This window comes from Bacillus sp. AFS040349 (assembly GCF_002577655.1).
Classification (GTDB): domain Bacteria; phylum Bacillota; class Bacilli; order Bacillales; family Bacillaceae; genus Metabacillus.
The window spans coordinates 1-20,170 of record NZ_NUMC01000148.1 but is presented as its reverse complement, the minus strand read 5'-3'; the positions used below and the strand labels follow the sequence as shown (position 1 = coordinate 20,170).

Below are 20,170 nucleotides of genomic sequence, written 5' to 3'. Positions count from 1 at the left end.
CCTTTTTGTCGACAGTCTGACACGTTCATCAAAATAAGATGAACGTGCTTTTACGTATTGGATAGGAAGAAAAAATTAATGTTTCTGGTGACTTTTTGCTATTTCTTCTTTTATACGCTCTTCTTCTTCTTGTACACAAATACGTGTAATTTGTTCAATTAACATATGATTAACATAGTCGCCTTCTTCAATACAAGAGCTTTCTTTATCTTCCTTCATATGTAAGAGCTCCTTTCTCCAGACAGAATAATATCGGAATATGATTCGGCATTGCCATTATAAAGCCGAGCTTTTCTTTTATCATTTGTATAAAAAAGGAGCTGTATTCAAAAAAACAAAAGACCTTGATTGGCTAAGGTCTTTTTAATGTATAAACATATCTTATTAACAGTAATGGTCCTCAGTGGTTTTGGAATAGAGTATATGCTCTAATTCTTTTTCAGTAGCCTCATAAAACTGTCTTCCATCAGGCATTTTAAAAACATTTTGATCCAAAAGAGCAGAAATAATTTCCGCTTTAGTTGTAAAAGTATCTTTTATTGCTTCACACATACATATCACCCCAATAATTGAAAGCGTTTACAATTTAATATTAAAGAAAAATTTAGGAAATGTCAACCAGATTTATAGGTAGTTTTTTAATTATTATAATGAGTAAGTAACGTAGCCACTGATATTACAACTACTACCAATAACATTCAGCCAAATTTTTTAGAGTTTGAGATTAAAGAAGTCCCCACTAAATGAGGACTTTTTGTATAATATTTAACTATCTTTAAAACCAGTGCTTTGATTTTTTTATAAAAATAAGTGAAAGAAAAGCAGTAACAGCTAAATATGCTTCAATTATCCATAATTGAGTTAAATGACCTGTTTGGTAAAAGACAGCAGGAAAATCTACTGCGGCATGTATGAGTATGGCAAGCAGAACATATGAAAATTTCCTTTTTAAGACGGCGTACAAAACGAGTATAGAAAGGGCAATTTGTAAGAATACCACAAACAAACGTTCTATTATGATATAAAAAGAATCTAACACACTATGGTCCAATACACTGTTACGTAATAGTTCCATTTGTTGACTATTCATTTGACTTCCGATTGTTGCTTCAAATGTTCCGGCATTTATCATAAAAGCAAAAATAATTAAAGGAACAACTGTCAATAAATTAAGAATAACTGCTTCTATTCCTCCCCAGCCTATACCGAACGAAACACCATCTTTATATGATCTATATTTCTTTAATATCCATGTAAACAAAAGAAACCTTCCAAGCTCCTCGAAAACACCTGCAGTCATTCCACCGTATAGACCAAAGAGCCATGGGTGATCTGCATAATTTGGAAATGTTGTAATGACTGCAATGTGAAGGAGCTTTTCTAGTACTTGTGTTATGACAAAAAATCCAATTCCACCAATAATGATAGGTTTTACTGAGATTCCAATTTTGTTTCTGAAAAAAAGAATAAGTCCTAAAAAAAGAATAAAGGAAAATATAACAGGAAAGAACATGGATACAATAGTTAAATTACTAATCATTCAAAACACTCCTTTTATTATTAAAAATGATAATGATTGTTTAAAAAAATAAAAGTATTATTATCATTATTAATAATAATAACGAAAAACAATGATGTCAATCCTTTTTTGGGTAAAATTATTAAAAGGTTCTTCTTTAACTTAATATTTATAATGATTTTAGGAAAATTAATAATAAAGGACCTAAAGAAAGGATGAGAAACATTAGGTTTTACTTAACATTTTCGATAGTAGGTTTAAGCCTATTTTTTATTGTCATAAATATTATTAAGGGCCATGAAACATTTGCAACTATGAACTTGGATGAAGAAGAAAAAATTCACATTTATCTTGTTGGAGATTCAACTGTTTCAACATATAAAAAGAGTTTGTCACCTAGAATGGGGTGGGGCCAGGTTTTAGATGAAATGTTTAATGAGAAGGTTATGATTCATAACGAAGCAGTATCTAAAAGAAGCTCTAAGAGTTTTTACAATGAGGGAAGATTAACAAAAATCGTTAACCACTTACAACAAGGGGATTATCTCTTTATTCAATTCGGACATAACGATGAAAAAGTAAATGATCCAAATCGATACACTGAACCATTTACTACTTATAAGAAATACTTGAAAAAATATATTATAGCCGCAAGATCAAAAGGTGCTTTCCCAGTACTAATTACTCCGGTTGAGCGTAGGGAATTTTCAACAAATGGACATATCGTTCATACACATGGTGATTATCCAAAAGCAATGAAACAATTAGCTGAAGAAGAAAATGTGCCAGTAATTGACCTAACATCAAAAAGTAACCGACTTTTTAGCAAACTCGGATCTAAAAAAACCAAAGAACTTTTTTTATGGCTCCCTCCAAATAAAAACCCACATTACCCTGAGGGAAAAAAAGATAACACACATTTACAGGAACGAGGTGCTTATATTGTAGCATCTTTAGTAATTGATGGAATAAAAGAACTAAATCTACCTATTAAAGAACACATTGTTAATCAAGATAAATAAGGTACTGTTTAGAATGATATTCTAACAGTACTTTTTTCATTTATAGGATATATACAGAAATAATGATCATATTCTTGGTCATTACTATGAAAAAACTTCAACCAACAAAGAAAATCGTTAATAAAAAATCTTACATTAGAAAAGGAATATTAAAATAAAGAAAGAAATACATATATACAGGTTCATCCGAAAGCGTTTACTTAATTAAGTTGGAGGGGTGTAGTATATGTATCTAACAATTGGAAAGCTTTTTGAACAAACTGTTTCAAAGTATCCTAACAAAGAAGCAATTGTGGATTGCTCTCGAAATATTCGTTTTACATTTGGACAGTGGAATGAAGAAGTAAATAAACTTGCTAATGCTCTGTTAGCTTTAGGTGTACGAAAAGGAGATCGAATTTCTACTTATTTATTTAACAGTTATGAATTAGGTACAGTTTATTTTGCTGCTGCAAAAATTGGTGCCATTATTAATCCAATTAATTTTAGGCTAAAAGCAGAGGAGGTTTCATACATCCTTTTAGATGCAGCTCCAAAGGTTGTTTTATTTGAACAAGCTCTTGAAGAGTCCATCACGAACATTCACAAACGATTTCCCTCTATTTCCTTTATTTATATTGATGAATCTGTTCCTAGTTATGCTTCTTCTTTTCAAAACATCGTAAAAAATTCTCCATCAAATCATCCAGAAATCTTTGTAGAAGAAAATGATACGTATGCCATTATGTATACTAGTGGAACGACAGGACGCCCAAAAGGTGTTATGCATCGACATCGTGATATGATAGAACAAAGTTTAATTTGTATAAATGCATTATCCATTACTTCTAAAGATGTGGGTCTTGTTACAGCACCAATGTTTCATTGTGCAGAGCTTCATTGCAGCTTTTTACCCCGTGTACATGCTGGTGCAACAAATATTATTATCCATCATTTTGATCCGAAGATGGTTTTAAAAACAATTGAAGAAGAAAGCGTTACAATGCTGTTTGCAGCTCCTACAATGTGGAATATGCTTCTTCAAGAGGATATTGAGCAATATAAAATAAGTTCCCTCAATGTTGGATTATACGGGGCAGCCCCGATGGCCCCTGCTTTGGTAAAGGCTTGTAAACAAAAGTTAGGAATTGAACTAGTTCAAGCATATGGAATGACAGAAATGGGACCAGCAATAGCTTTTTTAGATAGAGATGAACAATTAACTAAGGCAGGTTCTGCCGGTAGAGCTTGTTTTAATCATGAAATAAGAATCGTACAACCAAAAGAAGAAGGCCCATCAGATCCAGATGACATTCTTCCAATAGGTGAGGTCGGTGAAATTATCGTAAAAGGACCATGCATGATGCTTGGATATTTTAACAAAGACGAAGCAACAGAAAAAGCAATGTATAAAGGGTGGTATCATTCCGGTGACCTTGGCTATTTAGATGAAGATGGTTATTTATTTGTTGCTGACCGAGTAGATGATATGATTATAAGTGGTGGTGAAAATGTATATCCCCGTGAAGTAGAGGACGCTTTGTATGAACATGAGGGGATTTTGGATGTTGCCGTTTTAGGACAACCTGATGAGTTATGGGGTGAAAGAGTAATTGCAGTTATAGTGAAAAAGGATGAAACTTTAACAGCTGAACAACTTGATCAATTTTTAAAAAACTCAGATAAACTTGCACCCTACAAACGACCAAAAAGATATGTGTTTGTTACCGAATTACCACGGAATGCAAGTGGGAAAATTCAAAAGTTTTTATTAAGGAAATCTTTATCACAAAATAAAGTGAAATAATTGGAAAATAGAGCCTTTCTGATGGAAGGCTCTACTATTTTTATAAGAAAATGATAGTGGAAGAGGGAAGGTATGATGGTGGATTAAGTATAAATATTACTTTTTTTTCTTAAAAGCTTTTTCTGAAACATTTTTGAAAACTTTTGAAGAGGTATCAACTGTATTACCGATAACATTGTTTCCGGTATCAGAGATTTTTTTGACTATTTTACCCGAGGAATCAACAGTTTTTCCAACAAGACCGCCATCACCTGAAATCGACTTAACAATCTTTCCAGATGTGTCCACTGTATGATGAACAAATTCATTAGCTTCCTTTGAAATTCCTTTAATCAATCCATCGTTTCTTTCATTGTTGTTATTTGTCACTTTTCACATTCCTCCCTTAGTTAAAAAATACTACTGTAAAGGGTATGTGAGGAAAGAAGATATATGAGAAAAAGTTTATATCATTTATGATTTTAAATTAGTTTAAAATTTAGTGAAAATAACATATTTCAAAACAAAATGAAAAAAGATAATGAGTATGATATAGTTAGAAAGCTATTTTTGATAAGATGAAAAGAAAAGAGACGTGATCAAGATGACTGAATTTTTAAAACTAGGTATTCGAAAAGAAGTGAATCATACATTAAAATCTCTAGGACTAATGAACCCAACACCTATTCAGGAACAAACAATTCCAAAAATATTAGAGGGAAGAGATGTGATTGCACAGGCTCAAACCGGTACAGGGAAAACACTTGCATTTGTTCTTCCCATTTTAGAAAAAATTGATGTGAGTCAATCTGAGGTTCAAGCACTTATTTTAACTCCAACAAGAGAATTGGCACAACAAATATCAAAAGAAATAAAGAAGATGCTTGAAAATTTAGAAGGTGTAAATGTTCTTGCTGTTTATGGTGGACAAGATGTTGAACATCAACTGAAAAAGCTTAGAGGGGCACAGCATATTGTTGTAGCAACACCAGGAAGATTGCTTGACCATATTCGCCGTAAAACAATTGATTTATCAACGGTTACAATGCTAGTTTTAGATGAAGCAGATCAAATGTTACATATGGGCTTTTTGCCTGAAGTAGAAGATATTATTTATGAAACACTTTCCACTCGACAAACGATGTTATTCTCTGCAACAATGCCAGATGAAATTCGGGCATTAGCTAAAAAATATTTGATAGATCCGGAGAATATACAAGTTAAAGCAAAAAATCTGACTGTTGATAAAATAAAACAAATTGTGATTGAAACAACTGACAGAAGAAAGCAAGCCACCTTGTTACATCTGTTGCAAGAGCAGCGTCCCTTTTTAGCGATTATTTTTTGCCGTACAAAAATTCGAGCAAAAAAGCTACAAGAAGCATTAATTGCTAATGGCTATGAATCCGATGAATTACACGGCGATCTAACTCAAGCTAAGCGGGAAAAGGCGATGAAACGTTTTAGAGAGGCTAAAATTCAGTTCCTTGTCGCAACTGATGTTGCAGCAAGAGGCCTTGATGTGGAAGGTGTGACACATGTTTTCAACTATGATATTCCTCACGATGTAGAAAGCTACATTCACCGAATTGGTCGAACAGGTAGGGCAGGTGGAGTAGGTATTGCCTATACACTTGTGGCACCAAAAGACATGGATTTTTTACGGATGATCGAAAAAGGTATTAATCAATCTATGGAAAAACAGGTTATTAGAGGGATTAGTGTTCCTGATCGAGAAGATTATGATAAAGAAAGAAAAGAACAAATAAGAAAAGAAAGTCGTCCATTTAATAGCGGGAGAAAAACAAATCCCCGAAGAAACTCTGATTCCAATCAACCACCAAAAGAACGGAATAAAAGAGTGTCAAAATCTGCTTCTAAAGATGGTAGAAGAAATAGGCAAAGATAAAAAGGAGTGGCTGTCCCTTGTACAAGAGATGACAGCCACTCTTTTTATTTTTGAAGATCCTTTTTTGTTTGTTCACTTCTAATGTTGATATCTTTAGAAAACTCAGTATCTTTATTTTTATTGTTAGGATATTTATTTTGACGCTCACGGTTATCATTGCGATTTGTCATAGTACGTACCTCCCTTCAGAGTTAGTCAATCCTATTATGTACAATAAAATTGGCTTTTATATTAACAATAATTATTAAAAAACAAAGGGATTTTACATACTCTTTTTTAAAAAGAGGATACTATATTTTAGTTACAAATTTGGCATTCTTGGTAGAATATAAGGGAGACATTAAAATGGATCAGAAGCTCTTTGGATGGATTAATTCCTTAGCAGGTAAAAATCAAACAATAGACCAAGTCATGGTGTTTGCCTCAACAAAGTTTCGTTATTTGTTTGCTAGTGTTCTTTTAATGATATTGATTGGGAGTCGATCAAGAAAGAAGCTAACATATCAAACTGTACTTTCACTGGTTATTAGTAGTAGTGCTAAGGCGTTGATTAATAAGATTAAATTTAGGCCTAGACCTTTTGTCACACGTGATGTTAATGTATTACTTGCCTCAAAACTCGATACAACATATTTAAGTAAACATAGTTTATTATCTTTTGCTGTTTCTACCATGGTTTACATGTATTATAGTGGAATTGGGAAAATCATGTTGGCTATGTCATCTCTTACTGCAATCTCACGTATCTGGGTAGGCGCACATTATCCACTTGATGTTGTAAGAAGCTCGATAATAGGGGCATTGATTAGTATACTTGTAAAAAAATGTACGTTCATAAGTTGGAGAGAAGGGTGATGTGAGATCACCCTATTTATATAAATGCCTCAACTTTTTGTTAATAATATTTCTAGGGTTATACCTTAATATTGTTCTTACTAGTATTCTGAACTTAAAATCCACAAACTTTACATTCCTTTCCAATATGAATACAGTAGTGCTATGTCTTTTATAAGCATATGTTGGGTTTTGGCAGATGCAAAAGACATGTGCCCATAATCTGAAAATTATAAGATGATATGTTGAGTCATTTTAGTCAAATAAAAAAGCAAGAGAAGATTAATGAATATCTCTCTCTTGCCATTGTTAATTTTTTATTTTTCTTCTTGAGCATGTTTCTTTTTTAAGAACGTAACAGCTCTTTTTTTCATGGATTTTGTAAGAAAGCCGCCTTTAAATGATCGGATTTCATATGACATTAAAAATGCTTTAGGCTCATGTTGATCGATGATATGAAGTAATTCTTTTTCTCTCGAGCGTTTTGCTACAATGTCTAGGCGGAAACGAGCTGTATTAATTCCTTCTCCTTCAAAGACTGTAACACCGAATCCCGCTGTTCTTAATGCATTCACTAATTCCATATTTTTATCCAATATATTAGCTTGATACGTAATATATCCAATTGCCAATTTTCGTTCTAATGCTCCTCCAAGAAGCAATCCAACGCTAAATCCAACAACGTAAGCGACTATATTGTACATATTTGATAGGTCTTGAAAAACAAAGATTAAGCTAACAATATAAATAATTCCTTCTAATAATCCAACACCTGCAGCTGATTTTGTTTGATTTTTCACTAGTAAAATTGTTCTGATCGTTAGAACAGGAACATAAATAAGTTGTAAAACAAAAATGAGTAAAGCCTGTAAAAGCATATTTCGTATTTCCCTTCTAAAAAGTAATATCGAAAGCATAACATATTTTCAAAATAAATTTTATGGATTGTGAGCAATTTTTTTAAAATAATCTTAAGGGAATTCTAGGAAAATATATGTCTTATCATTCTACCCCGTTTAAGTTGGGTTAAAACATGAAGATAATATTATTATGTAAACTAAAATTTATTACTTATAAAATTATTAACAACTATAAAAGTAAACAAAACTAACTATTTTCTTGATAAGATGGAAGTCTTGAAATATACCTTTTATAATAAAGAAAGAGTTATTTTGGGTTAAGTTCACATTAATGAAAAACAAGGGGTATTGCCAATCAATCTACATATAGATTTGAATAGCAGGTATATTAAAAGGTTAGGTTAAAGAAGGGGATGGAGAGAAAAATGAACATTTCAATCTTTAGGATTGCAAACAAATTAATTACTGGAATTGGTGCTACAGAAAAATTAATGGATGAGGTAGTACGATTACATATAAAAAAACCATTAATTGTAACAGATAAGGTGCTAGAATCAGTTGGGGTAATTAATCAAATAAAGGAAATTTTAAAGAATCTCCCTCATGATGTATACACAGGTGTTCAACCTGAACCAGAAATTTCAATAGTTGAAGAGTGTAAACGAATGTTTTTGGAGGGAAAGCATGACGGAGTAATCGCCGTAGGTGGTGGAAGTGCAATAGATATCGCTAAAGCTGTTTCGGCCTATGCAAAGATTGATGATCATCTAAAAAGCATATTCGGAACCGATTTAATCCCGGAGAAGGGATTTCCGATCATTGCTATTCCTACAACAGCAGGAACTGGATCTGAGGTAACAAATATTTCTATTTTATCTGATAAAGAAGAGAAGTTAAAGAAAGGAATTGTCAGTGATTTTATTTTACCAGATGTTGCAATTGTTGCTCCGGAAATGATGATTACGATGCCAAAGTCAGTTACAGCTGCAAGTGGCATTGATGCACTTGTACACGCAATAGAGGCGTATATTTCTGTAAACGCTTCCCCGATTACTGATGCTTTAGCTATTCATGCGATCAAGTTAATTTCAACAAATCTACCGAAAGCTTATGCAAATCCTGCTAATATACTGGCGAGGGAACAAATGGCAACAGCTAGCCTTATGGCGGGTATGGCATTTGGAAATGCAGGAGTTGGAGCAGTTCATGCCCTTGCATATCCACTTGGAGGACGTTTCCATATTCCGCATGGAGTTAGTAACGCGTTATTACTACCATATGTTATGGAGTGGAATAAAATAAGTTGCTTGGACCGTTTTCGAGAAATTGCAGTTGCTTTAGGTGAAAATGTTCAGGACTTAACTGATCGTGAAGCAGCGGATAAGGCTGTTTTTGCAATGGATTATTTATGTCGTGCTGTAAATATTCCAAAGGGGTTACGTTCATTTCAAATACCAGAATCAGCGATAATTGATATGGCAGAAGACGCAAGTAAAATTGATCGCCTTCTTAAAAATAATCCAAGGGTGTTCTCAAAACAAGAAATAGAGGAAATTTACCGATCGGCCTATTGATTAATCTATGCGTAGCTTTTGGATTTTTAAGGTTTACTCGTAACCTTAACTTATAAATATAGTCAAATAGTTGGAGGTCGATTTTGAGTGTTCAAAACAATTATTGAGCCAAGGGTTTCTGAAACAGATGGGGTAGGGCATATAAATAACACCACCATTCCTATATGGTTTGAGGCAGGTCGAAATCAATTATTCAAGTTATTTACTCCTGATAGCAAATTTGAGAATTGGAAAATGATTATACTCAATATGAATGTAGACTTTATTAATCAAATATACTTTGGTCAAAATGTTGAGGTTTATACATGGGTTAAAAAAATAGGAAATAGTAGTCTAGAATTATATGAAGAAATACATCAAAATGGGAAACTGTGTGTAAAAGGTACAGCTGTTTATGTGAATTTTAATAAGGATAAACAAAAATCAGAATCTATCTCGGAAGAATTAAAAAAAATTCTACTTAAGCATATTTATGATGGAATTTAGTCAACCTATTAGTTAATTGACTAGTCTCATAGAGTCTTCATGATATAGCTTTTTTCATGGCTATTAATAAAATGTAATTATTAGTATTAAATTATATTAATTATAAAAAAGTATTGATTTTTATTTAATAGGTGTTATTATAATAAAGAAGACAATCATTCACATACTATTCTCATTTTATTCTCAAAAAAACTATTCTCAAAAAAACTATTCTCAAAAAAAGCATCCAATCATGGATGCTTTTTTGAGAATAATGCATAAGAGCACATGTAATGTTTACAATGTCACAACGTTTGCAAAAGCTTCACTATGCTCTCGTCGCTCTTTACGAACATTTCTTCTTTGTTGTGCTGTATTAAACAGCATAACTTCTTCATCTGATTCTGGTATAACCTGTGGGACTTGTTCTGGCTTCCCATTTTCATTTAGTGCAACAAAAGTTAGAAACGAAGTGGCAGCAAGTCGTCGCTCACCAGTTTTAAGATCTTCAGCAATGACTTTCACAAAAACTTCCATTGACGAGCGGCCAACTGATGAAACATATGATTTTAAGCTTACCGAGTCACTTTGACGAATTGGGATTAGGAAGTCAACTGAATCTGTAGAGGCAGTTACAACCTCACAACGTGAATGCATCGCTGCAGATATAGATGCCACATCATCTATATAGCTCATTAACTTTCCACCAAATAGTGTATTATGGTTATTTGTATCTAAAGGAAATACTCTGCTTGTTTTAATTACTAGTGATTCCTTACATGTTTTTGCCGTTAATTCAGCCATATTTATCTCTCCTGACTTTTTGTCCTTATGCTCATACAATTATTCATTTTCATATTGAAATCGTCAATTTTATTGTTTGGTTTTCTTACACCTTATATTAGTATGTTTCATTAGAATGATAGCTGATAATCTCTAAATAGTTTACATAACTATATTAATGTAAATTCATCTTTTTGATTATTTAAAAAAACCCTGCTACTGTGGCCAGGGTCAACTATTTATGATTAAAATGCCTATCAATAAATGCGCATATGGTTTTAATTGTTTTTTCCTTAAAAAGGTTGGGAACTGACTCATTATTGGGGCTACAATAATAGAATTCATTTTCTACCTGATTATGTTGATACCCAAGAGATATGAGTTTATTTTTAAGTTCATCTGGAAATTCAGATGATCCAGTAATTGAAGAAAGAAGTGGAGTAGGGTAGACTCTAACATCAATATCACCTTTTCCAGTGTATATTACTACAAGATCATGATCGTTTTTTATCAGCCATTGACTTTTGGTATAAAGAGAAATACGGGCATGTTCAAGTGAAGAAATACCTGGTAGATTGATTCCATATACAAGGTTTATAGTCCTAACCAAATCCTCAAGCGAATAGTTTGGAATAATACTCAAATAAAGATCCATAACTTCAGCCTTCTTTAACGTCATAATGTGTTGATCAGTTTCAAAAGAACGTGCTTTTTGATCTAAAGCTTTTGTTACTCCGGTCATAATTTCTTCAGGATAGATTGATAGCCTAGCACCTTCACCGTCATTTGAAATCTCGATTAAATTCAACCCGAAAATATCTTTAATAGCTTTTCTGAACGTTGTTCCATTAAATGTAACGTTTGGATCGCTTAAAAAAGTATTTAAAACATCCATCTTTGAAAGTTCATTTATTTCATTATCATTGAATGTAAAAATCCTATTTCTTAATACCTTCCTTATATATAATGGATATTTTTCATGTTCTTCATTTGGTTTGTGAGGGTTTTTATTTATTAATTTCTTAAACAATGGCATTAATACAAATAAGAATATTGCTAAAAATGGTAGTTGAATTTTAGTGCGTTTCATTTTTCTATATCCACCTTAATACATTAATAATTCTAGTTTAATAAATTAATGAGATGAATTCTATTAAAAAAATCAAGTTAGATACATTTTATTTCATTCTTTGCGAAAATATGACAATTTCTGAATGTGTTTAGAAACAATAACCCCCTGAATAGAAAGTCAGGGGGTTTGATTTTATTTTTTCCACCATGTATCAAACATTGAAGCCGGTACTTCACGTTTATGTTGTGAAATCAAATAACGCTTTTCAATTTTTTCAGCTACTTCAGGTTCTACCTGTTTGCCTTCCAAATAATCGTCTAACTGATCATAACTAATTCCGAGTTCGGTTTCATCAGCTTGAAGTGGTGTTTGATCTAATAGATCAGCCGTAGGAGTCTTTAAGTAAAGACGTTCAGGTGCATTTAATTCCTGTAATAAGCTTCTTCCTTGACGTTTCGTTAAACCAGTTAACGGTAATAAATCGGCTCCACCATCTCCATACTTTGTAAAAAAGCCTGTTACAGCTTCAGCAGCATGGTCTGTACCGATTACAAGCAATCCGTTTTGTCCGCCAATCGCATATTGTGTAATCATGCGAGTTCGGGCTTTTACATTTCCTTTATTAAAGTCAGAAAGGGATTCATCCATTATTTTTTTATACGATTCTGCAAAGGAATCTACACTGCTTGATATATCAAAAGCAACACTTTTATCAGGTTGAATAAAAGAGAGAGCTAATTGGGCATCTTCTTCATCCTTTTGAATTCCATACGGAAGTCTTACTGCAGTAAAGGTTGCATCAAAGCCTTCATTTCTTAATTCTTCTACAGCAAGCTGGGCTAAACGACCAGAAAGGGAAGAGTCCTGCCCACCACTTATTCCTAGAACAAATCCTTTTGCTCCCGTCATTTTTAAATAGTCCTTTAAAAATGTGATTCGGGCGCTAATCTCTTCTTTCGGGTTTATAGTTTCTTTTACATGTAACTCGTTCATGATTTTCTTTTGTAAGCTCATAACGTAAAACCTCCATGCCTGTTTCTTTGGTATCCTTAGTTTTTCGTTATCATTTCAGATACCTTTTGTTTTACTTCTTCTATATTTTTCATTTTGTTTTCCCAACATGCTTGACTAAGATCAACAGGATATTCCTCAGGATGTAAAGCACGCTTATATTCATCCCAAAGTAACTCTAAATTTTCAATTGTATAGTTTTGCATTTCTTTAAGGGATGGAGTCTCATACACAAGTTTTCCGTTATCAAAGATCTTATGATGAAGCTCCTTTGCTTCAAAGTTTGTAACAAATTTACTTACGAATGTATGAATAGGGTGGAACATTTTTAACTTTTCTTCATTTTCCGGTTGTTCATGTTGGAGTGTAATATAGTCTCCTTCAGATTTATGATTTAATGTATTGATTATTCGATACACCTTTTTAAGACCTGGAGTTGATACCTTTTCTGGGTTGCCACTTATTTTTATCGTATCAACCATTTGCCCGTTTTCATCCTCAATTGAAGCAAGTTTATAAACTGCACCTAGAGCAGGTTGGTCAAAGGCAGTAATTAGTTTTGTACCAATTCCCCAAATATCAATTTTTGCTCCTTGAGATTTAAGGTTTATGATTGTTGATTCATCTAAATCATTAGAAGCAATAATTTTTGTAGAATGGAAACCAGCTTTGTCAAGCATCTTTCTTGCTTCTTTTGAAAGGTAGGCAAGATCACCGCTATCAAGACGGATTCCTTTGAACTCAATTTGATCTCCTAGTTCTTTTGCAACTTTAATAGCATTCGGAACTCCCGACTTTAATGTATCGTAAGTATCCACCAAGAAAACACATTCTTTATGTCTTCGGGCATATTTATGGAAGGCGATGTATTCATCTTTATAAGCTTGAACAAACGCATGTGCGTGCGTACCTGAAACAGGTATTCCAAAAAGTTTACCAGCTCTTACATTTGAAGTGGCATTAAAACCGCCTATAAACGCTGCTCTTGTTCCCCAAATAGCTGCATCTAATTCATGAGCACGACGTGTACCGAACTCCATTACCGTGTCATCACCGGCAACATGCTTGATCCGAGCTGCTTTTGTAGCAATTAAAGTCTGGTAGTTTACGATGTTTAAGAGGGCAGTTTCAATCAATTGAGCCTCAGCTAAAGGAGCCTCAACTCGAATGATTGGTTCATTGCCAAACACCATCTCTCCTTCTTTAACGGAATAAACATTGCCAGTGAAACGAAGCTGACTTAAATAATCTAAAAAGTCATCCTTGTACCCTAACTCATCACGTAAATAAGTAATATCAGTTTGAGAAAATGAAAATTGCTCCAAGTACTGAATGATTCTTTCTAAACCAGCAAAAATACCAAATCCATTTCCAAAAGGCAGTTTTCTAAAGTATACTTCAAAAACAGCTTTTCGCTGATGAATGGAATCTTCCCAATAAGATTCAGCCATGTTAATTTGATAAAGATCCGTATGTAGTGCTAAACTATCATCATCATTATACGTGTTCATTTTTTGTCCTCCAGTGTAAGTTCAATTTTTCACAAAGGCCGGTATATACGGCAAAGGAGGGATTATCATATCGAATTATTAGGTTCATGGTTGTGTATAATTCTATAGAACTTTTGCATTTAAACAGGAAGAAAAATGCTGTAACGCCCAGTCATGACCTTGTTGATTAAAGCTAGCAACAGCTTCTTTATATACAACAATTGAAAATCCCTTATTATAAGCATCAACTGCTGTGTGTAATATACAAATATCCGTACATACACCAACTAAGTGAAGCTCCGTTATTCCACGTTCCTTAAGTTTAATTTCCAGATCAGTGCCGGCAAAAGCACTGTAACGCGTTTTGTCCATCCAATAAACATTTAGATTATCTTTATTTGTTATGTATAATTCTTGTAGTTTTCCATATAAGTGTCTGCCTTCTGTATGACGAATATTATGTGGTGGAAATAATTTTGTTTCTGGATGGAAATGATCATCTTTTTCATGTAAATCAACTGCAAATACAACAAATTCATCGTTATGAATAAATTGTTCTGTTAAATCGACAAGTTTAGTTTCAATGTCTTGACCAGGTTGACCACATGTTAATGCCCCATGATCTGCGATAAAGTCAACTGTGTAATCAATGGCAACTAAAGCTCTTTTCATGGTTAATACCCCCTTCATAGTATGAAAAACAGCACAAGTTGTAAATGTTTCAGCAAGGAAAGTTTGTCACTTATACTTATCATAAGTATATCAATTTAACCAGCAAATGATTATGTTTAATTTTACACAATCTCTACAATTTAGCAAATAAGGGAAATGAAGAGGAGAGGATAAAAATAACCAGTACAATCAGGTACTGGTTATTTTTATTTTTGAGACAAAGATTTTACGATTACACTTAGTTATCCTAATAAAGGTTCTTGGCTGGAGTAATGTGCAACAAGTTAAAAGGTGAAGAAAAAAATCGTTATTTGATTTAATAGCGACCGTTACGAAATTAACTCACTTATCTTCTATTGAAAAGATTAATTTATTATTCGATGGATCTCTTACAATAAAATCATTTTGTTGCTGTGTAAAATTTGTTCCGAAAGTTTCTAATCTTGTCAGAGCTGATTGTCTTGTTTCTTCATTTGGAAACAATAAGGTAAATGATTTCATACCTAATTCATTTTCTAATGGAGAAGGGCTTCCTGCACTATGCCAAGTATTTAAACCAATATGATGATGATATCCGCCGGTTGAAATAAACAAGGCTTGTAATCCATAGCGGTTTACTACATTAAACCCAATTAAACGATAAAAGTCCTCTGATTTCTTAATATTTGAAACTTGTAAATGTATATGTCCCATAATCGTTTTGGGTGAAATTTTCATAAAAGGTACCTCACTTTTTTCTAATAACAGACTTTGTGCATCTAAACGATTTGTTGCCATTTCAATCGTTCCGTCAACCTTTTTCCAGTTATCTTGTGAGCGGTCAGCATACAATTCAATACCATTGTTATCGGGATCTGCTAAATAAATGGCTTCACTAACAAGATGATCTGATGCACCTTGAAGTGGGTATCTTGAATGTATTAAATGGTAAAATACATTCGCTAACTCTGTTCGGTTAGGAAGGACAAGAGCAAGGTGATATAATCCAGTTTTCCTGCCGGAATTAGCAATGGCTGAATCAACTTCTTCTATAGTAATTAACGGTTTAACTCCATCTGCAGTTAGAGACACCACTTTTTCTGATGTATTAAGAACAGATAAGCCGATCATTTTTTTATAAAATGAAAGAGACTGTTCCAAGTCGCTAACCTTTAAATGGACATGTGACACATAAATATTAGGCGGTGTATGAAAGTTCATTAATATTCCTCCATAAATATACTTACTTTTTGTAAGTAAGTATATTGTTCATTAAGATAAAACGTCAAGCAAAATACATTAGGTAGATATGAGTTTTGAGTTATTAGTTAATATGTATAAATATTAGTTTTTTATTACATAAAATACCTCTTCAGTTTCTTGAAATGTATAAAAATAGTAATCTTTATAAGAAAATAACATGTAAGCGGTTACCTATAAAATTTTATAAAAATACAGAAAATTTAACGGAAAAACTCTTGTCAAAATATGAATCTTTAAATATAATAAAGTCATGTTATAAAAAACGACATAGAAATGAGAGGTTATCTAACATGAGTGAAGCGGTTATTTCAAAAGGTAAAAATGAGACGGAAATTCTTGCGCAAATTAAAGAAATCATTAGCTCGAAAAGTGTAGAGCTTATCCATCTACAATTCGTAGATATAGAGGGTATTTTAAAAAGCGTTACTGTAACGGTTGAGCAATTTGATGATGTTGTTGCAGGGAAACAAATGTTTGACGGTTCATCTGTAAAAGGTTTCTCTCCAATTAATAAGTCAGACTTATACTTACAACCAGATTTAACAACTTTTGCAGTATTACCATGGTCTGTTGAAGAAGGTTACTCAGAAGCACGTTTCCTTTGTTCAGCTGTGAACCCAGACGGAACTCTTTTCGAAGGTGATACACGAAATGTGTTAAAAAAGACTGTTGATCGTGCAGCGGACAAAGGCTACACAATCTCAGTTGGTCCAGAATTAGAATTCTTCTTATTTAAAACAGATGCGGATGGAAATCCAACTCAACAATTAGATGATAACGGTGGTTATTTTGAGCCATCACCAAAAGACCTAGGTGAGCGTGTACGTTTAGAAATCTATCGTGCATTAAAAGCAATGGGCTTCACGATTGAAGCATCTCACCACGAAGTTGCGGAAGGTCAACATGAAATCAACTTCAAATATGCTGATGCTTTAGGTGCAGCTGATTTATCTACAACTTATAAATGGGTTGTTAAAACAATTGCTCAAAAGTTTGGTTTACACGCAACATTTATGCCAAAACCTGTTTTCGGTATTAATGGTTCAGGAATGCACGTTAACATGTCATTTTTCAAAGATGGAGAAAATGCATTCTATAATGAAGCTGATGAATTACAATTATCAGATGAAGCATATTCATTTATCGCTGGATTAGTTGATAATGCTAAGAATATTGTTGCTGTTACAAATCCACTAGTAAACTCTTACAAGCGTTTAGTTCCAGGATATGAAGCACCTTGCTATATTGCATGGTCTGCATCTAACCGATCAGCTTTAATCCGTATTCCAGCTAAAAAAGGTATGGCAACTCGCGTAGAGCTTCGTTGTCCAGATCCATCTGCAAACCCATACTTAACATTCGCGATTATCGCATCTGCTGGTTTAGAAGGAATTGAAAAAGGCTTAAAGGCTCCAGCTTCTATCAATGAGGATATCTTCCACATGACAGAAGAGCGTCGTGAAGAATTGGGTATTGAAAATCTTCCGGGAAGCCTAGAAAAAGCAATTGCAGAATTACAAAACGGAGAAATTGGCCGTAAAACATTAGGTGAGCACGTATACGGTGAATACCTATCTGATAAAAAAGCAGAATGGGATAGCTATCGTACAGCTGTTCACTCTTGGGAAATCGATAACTATCAATCTAAATTTTAATATAAGCTGTTGTAAAAAGCCGGGTGAGGCATCACCTGGCTTTTTTGCATTTTTTGTAGTCCTGTCACTACTCGGTTTTTGTCGAGTTTTGTAAAATGGGAGGGTGGAAATAAAGTTTAGTTCCGGTAAACATTTTAAGTTAGAAGGAATGTTTACTTTTTAATAGAATACTAAGTGTGTGTTTTAATAAGAGGATGGTTCATTACTGTAATTTTGTAATAATAATATTATGTAAACCCGAAATTATTAGGATGATGAATTATTAGGAGAACTTCCATATAGCTTTATTCATCCAGATGATATTTCTTTTGTGGAAAAAAAACATAAAACTCTATTAGAGAGTAAACAGCCTGTGTTAGCTACTTATCGCTTCAGACATAAAGATGGAACTTATATTTGGGTGGAGTCTAACTTAAGATCTGTAATAGATGAGCAAACTGGTAAGATTACGGGTATGATTGCAATTTCAAGAGATATTAGAAGTAGGCTTGAACAAGATAAACTTCTACATAGATCAGAAAAAATGGCTGTTGTTGGACAACTTGCTGCGGCTGTAGCACATGAAATTCGTAACCCGTTAACATCAGTAAAAGGTTTTATTCAACTTTTTTCTGAAACGAAACAATATAATGAAGAATACATGAATATTGTTCTTAATGAGCTAGATCGTGTTGAAGATATTATTTTTGAATTTTTAACTCTAGCACGTTCACACCAAGAGAAAATGGAAACGATAAAGATTGATGAGTTATTGAAACAAGTCATTCAATTGTTACAAACTCAGGCCATACTAGTTAATAAAGAAATAAATTTTTTGGTTGAATCGAACATCCCTCCCGTAGAAGGAGATTCCAACAAGTTAAAACAGGTTTTTTTTAATATTATACAAAATGCTCTGGATGCGATTGATGAGAAAGGTGTTGTTTTTGTTAGGCTCTATTCGAACGATTCCCGAGTATGCATGGAATTTATTGATAATGGTTGTGGAATTCCCGAGAGCCGACTTGAAAGTGTAGGTGAGCCCTTTTATTCAACAAAAGAAAAGGGGACTGGAATGGGGTTAATGACCAGCTATAAAATTATTGAAAACCATAAAGGGAAGATTGATATTGATTCAACTGTCGGAGAAGGAACAAAAGTAAGTGTTTCGCTACCTTTATCATGATCCTGAATTTGAAATAGAGAGAGGTGCTTCTCATGTTTTATGTTGTTTTGGATTTAGGGTGTGCAGAGTGTGGAGAAAGCTCGAATGTCCTTGGTATTTTTACAAGTTTGGATAAAGCAAAAGCTGCTAGAGATGAATACAAAGAATTGAATTCTTTAGATGAGTATTCAGATCATGAATTTTTTATATATAAAATTGATGAGCTAGATAAAATTTTTAACAATAGTTTTGAACATCTTGTGGAATAAGAAACAATTGTCCTTCTTAATCATATACTGATTGAAAAAGGGGAATGTAAGATGGTGAAATATTATTGCTCCAGATGCATGTTGTTAAATGATGAGAGTAGTTGTTGTATGAAATGCGGGAATTTAGAATTAAAACATTTAACAATTAGTGTTCAAAATCAAAAAGGCAAGAAAGAGTAGAAATTTCCAAATATACCTTTCTTATATACATTTAAGGGTTCTCCTAATTAAGGGGAACCTTTTTATTGTACTCTAAAGAAAGGATGGAAATGGCTGATAATAGGGAGCGTTTACAAATGCATCAGCCAAGGATGTTTATACAATTAGAGGAAATGTCAGAATCTGAGGTTTTTGAAATTTTTATTTCTAGCACTCCATTCGTAAATGTTGCTGAAATTTTTTTTTGTTCAATTCTATAAGGGAGAACAATTTTTCTAGTTACTTCATTATATTCTTGTTTTTCTGCTTCATTATCCTTTAACACATGAATTAAAATCTGTTCTTGGCAAACCTGTATGTTGATGTTTTCTTTTTTTATTTTCTCTCCAAGTTCGCCCTCGACAATAAAATAATCACTTGTCTCAAATAAATCAACTCTAAATGTGTGCTCATCCAGCAAGCTTGTAAACGGATCAGTAAAAAATTGAGTCATCCATTCTTCTATACCTTTAATGTTCATTGGATTAGAACACTTTCTAATATTCATGTTTATTGACCTCCATAGACGTTGCGTACATTATAAAACATAGGTCCCCTTAACCTTTAAATTATTCACAAAGTGATTTTTGGTGAAGGGGAATTGTCTAATGGATATCTAAAATAAGTAAAACGAGGAAATAAAAAAGGAATGGGAAGACCCATTCCCAGGCTGTCGAGAAACCTCG

Annotated in this window: 22 protein-coding genes and 1 pseudogene; 10 read left to right on the top strand and 13 right to left on the bottom strand. The window is 33.2% G+C overall.

What is annotated here, in order from left to right; all coding sequences use genetic code 11:
• Positions 1-75: 75 nt before the first annotated feature.
• From COD11_RS27140 to COD11_RS24245, 3 genes are all read right to left on the bottom strand, one after another.
• Positions 76-219, bottom strand: coding sequence for a hypothetical protein (locus COD11_RS27140; RefSeq protein WP_176551230.1), 144 nt, complete (start codon positions 217-219; stop codon positions 76-78).
• A 165-nt stretch (positions 220-384) separates the two neighbouring features.
• Complete coding sequence (locus COD11_RS24250; protein ID WP_098799472.1) at positions 385-552, bottom strand: Fur-regulated basic protein FbpA; 168 nt, start codon at positions 550-552, stop codon at positions 385-387.
• Between the two features lie 223 nt (positions 553-775).
• Positions 776-1,540, bottom strand: a complete 765-nt coding sequence (locus COD11_RS24245) for a YhfC family intramembrane metalloprotease (RefSeq protein WP_098799471.1) — start codon at positions 1,538-1,540, stop codon at positions 776-778.
• A gap of 194 nt (positions 1,541-1,734) precedes the next feature.
• Here COD11_RS24245 and COD11_RS24240 point away from each other — a divergent pair, with 194 nt between their 5' ends.
• Together COD11_RS24240 and COD11_RS24235 are read left to right on the top strand one after the other, a co-directional pair.
• Positions 1,735-2,541 (top strand): rhamnogalacturonan acetylesterase, encoded by an 807-nt coding sequence (locus COD11_RS24240; protein ID WP_231309500.1) that lies wholly within the window; start codon positions 1,735-1,737, stop codon positions 2,539-2,541.
• A 226-nt stretch (positions 2,542-2,767) separates the two neighbouring features.
• The gene (locus COD11_RS24235; protein ID WP_098799470.1) at positions 2,768-4,327 is read left to right on the top strand and encodes a fatty acid--CoA ligase; all 1,560 of its coding nucleotides are present in this window, start codon (positions 2,768-2,770) and stop codon (positions 4,325-4,327) included.
• A gap of 96 nt (positions 4,328-4,423) precedes the next feature.
• Here the strand turns inward: COD11_RS24235 and COD11_RS24230 are convergent, their stop codons facing one another.
• On the bottom strand, positions 4,424-4,696 hold the full coding sequence (locus COD11_RS24230) for a hypothetical protein (RefSeq protein ID WP_098799469.1): 273 nt from the start codon (positions 4,694-4,696) through the stop codon (positions 4,424-4,426).
• A gap of 214 nt (positions 4,697-4,910) precedes the next feature.
• Here COD11_RS24230 and COD11_RS24225 point away from each other — a divergent pair, with 214 nt between their 5' ends.
• Positions 4,911-6,215, top strand: coding sequence for a DEAD/DEAH box helicase (locus COD11_RS24225; RefSeq protein ID WP_098799468.1), 1,305 nt, complete (start codon positions 4,911-4,913; stop codon positions 6,213-6,215).
• Between the two features lie 44 nt (positions 6,216-6,259).
• On the opposite strand, the gene COD11_RS27775 is transcribed toward COD11_RS24225, so the two are convergent.
• Complete coding sequence (locus tag COD11_RS27775; protein ID WP_255301697.1) at positions 6,260-6,385, bottom strand: hypothetical protein; 126 nt, start codon at positions 6,383-6,385, stop codon at positions 6,260-6,262.
• Positions 6,386-6,560: 175 nt separating this feature from the next.
• Between COD11_RS27775 and COD11_RS24220 the strand changes: the two genes are divergently transcribed.
• Positions 6,561-7,070, top strand: coding sequence for a phosphatase PAP2 family protein (locus tag COD11_RS24220; protein WP_098799467.1), 510 nt, complete (start codon positions 6,561-6,563; stop codon positions 7,068-7,070).
• 296 nt (positions 7,071-7,366) lie between these two features.
• Here the strand turns inward: COD11_RS24220 and COD11_RS24215 are convergent, their stop codons facing one another.
• The gene (locus tag COD11_RS24215) at positions 7,367-7,927 is read right to left on the bottom strand and encodes a DUF2179 domain-containing protein (RefSeq protein WP_098799466.1); all 561 of its coding nucleotides are present in this window, start codon (positions 7,925-7,927) and stop codon (positions 7,367-7,369) included.
• Between the two features lie 407 nt (positions 7,928-8,334).
• Here COD11_RS24215 and COD11_RS24210 point away from each other — a divergent pair, with 407 nt between their 5' ends.
• Both COD11_RS24210 and COD11_RS24205 read left to right on the top strand, forming a co-directional pair.
• Positions 8,335-9,483, top strand: coding sequence for an iron-containing alcohol dehydrogenase (locus tag COD11_RS24210; protein ID WP_098799465.1), 1,149 nt, complete (start codon positions 8,335-8,337; stop codon positions 9,481-9,483).
• 87 nt (positions 9,484-9,570) lie between these two features.
• Positions 9,571-9,969: an acyl-CoA thioesterase gene (locus COD11_RS24205; protein WP_098799464.1), complete on the top strand. Its 399-nt coding sequence runs from the start codon at positions 9,571-9,573 to the stop codon at positions 9,967-9,969.
• Positions 9,970-10,245: 276 nt separating this feature from the next.
• Here the strand turns inward: COD11_RS24205 and COD11_RS24200 are convergent, their stop codons facing one another.
• The 6 genes from COD11_RS24200 to COD11_RS24175 all read right to left on the bottom strand — a co-directional run bounded on the left by COD11_RS24200 (position 10,246) and on the right by COD11_RS24175 (position 16,176).
• Positions 10,246-10,752: an acyl-CoA thioesterase gene (locus COD11_RS24200; RefSeq protein WP_098799463.1), complete on the bottom strand. Its 507-nt coding sequence runs from the start codon at positions 10,750-10,752 to the stop codon at positions 10,246-10,248.
• Positions 10,753-10,966: 214 nt separating this feature from the next.
• Entirely contained in the window at positions 10,967-11,821 is an 855-nt protein-coding gene (locus tag COD11_RS24195; RefSeq protein ID WP_098799462.1) for a hypothetical protein, read from the bottom strand.
• Between the two features lie 174 nt (positions 11,822-11,995).
• Positions 11,996-12,817, bottom strand: a complete 822-nt coding sequence (gene nadE, locus COD11_RS24190) for an ammonia-dependent NAD(+) synthetase (protein WP_098799461.1) — start codon at positions 12,815-12,817, stop codon at positions 11,996-11,998.
• 35 nt (positions 12,818-12,852) lie between these two features.
• Positions 12,853-14,325, bottom strand: coding sequence for a nicotinate phosphoribosyltransferase (locus tag COD11_RS24185; protein WP_098799460.1), 1,473 nt, complete (start codon positions 14,323-14,325; stop codon positions 12,853-12,855).
• 102 nt (positions 14,326-14,427) lie between these two features.
• Complete coding sequence (locus COD11_RS24180) at positions 14,428-14,976, bottom strand: cysteine hydrolase family protein (protein ID WP_098799459.1); 549 nt, start codon at positions 14,974-14,976, stop codon at positions 14,428-14,430.
• 342 nt (positions 14,977-15,318) lie between these two features.
• Entirely contained in the window at positions 15,319-16,176 is an 858-nt protein-coding gene (locus COD11_RS24175; protein ID WP_098799458.1) for a VOC family protein, read from the bottom strand.
• A 332-nt stretch (positions 16,177-16,508) separates the two neighbouring features.
• On the opposite strand from COD11_RS24175, the gene glnA reads away from it, so the two are divergent.
• From glnA to COD11_RS24160, 4 genes and pseudogenes are all read left to right on the top strand, one after another.
• Positions 16,509-17,873, top strand: a complete 1,365-nt coding sequence (glnA, locus tag COD11_RS24170) for a type I glutamate--ammonia ligase (RefSeq protein ID WP_098799457.1) — start codon at positions 16,509-16,511, stop codon at positions 17,871-17,873.
• Positions 17,874-18,138: 265 nt separating this feature from the next.
• Positions 18,139-18,357: pseudogene (locus COD11_RS27770) on the top strand (PAS domain-containing protein); the annotation flags it as partial.
• Between the two features lie 39 nt (positions 18,358-18,396).
• A complete protein-coding gene (locus COD11_RS24165; protein WP_255301698.1) occupies positions 18,397-19,038 on the top strand; it encodes an ATP-binding protein in 642 nt (213 codons plus the stop codon).
• Between the two features lie 32 nt (positions 19,039-19,070).
• Entirely contained in the window at positions 19,071-19,286 is a 216-nt protein-coding gene (locus COD11_RS24160) for a hypothetical protein (protein WP_098799455.1), read from the top strand.
• A 301-nt stretch (positions 19,287-19,587) separates the two neighbouring features.
• Here COD11_RS24160 and COD11_RS24155 read toward each other — a convergent pair whose 3' ends face one another.
• Positions 19,588-19,992 (bottom strand): Hsp20/alpha crystallin family protein, encoded by a 405-nt coding sequence (locus tag COD11_RS24155; protein WP_098799454.1) that lies wholly within the window; start codon positions 19,990-19,992, stop codon positions 19,588-19,590.
• Between the last annotated feature and the right edge of the window lie 178 nt (positions 19,993-20,170).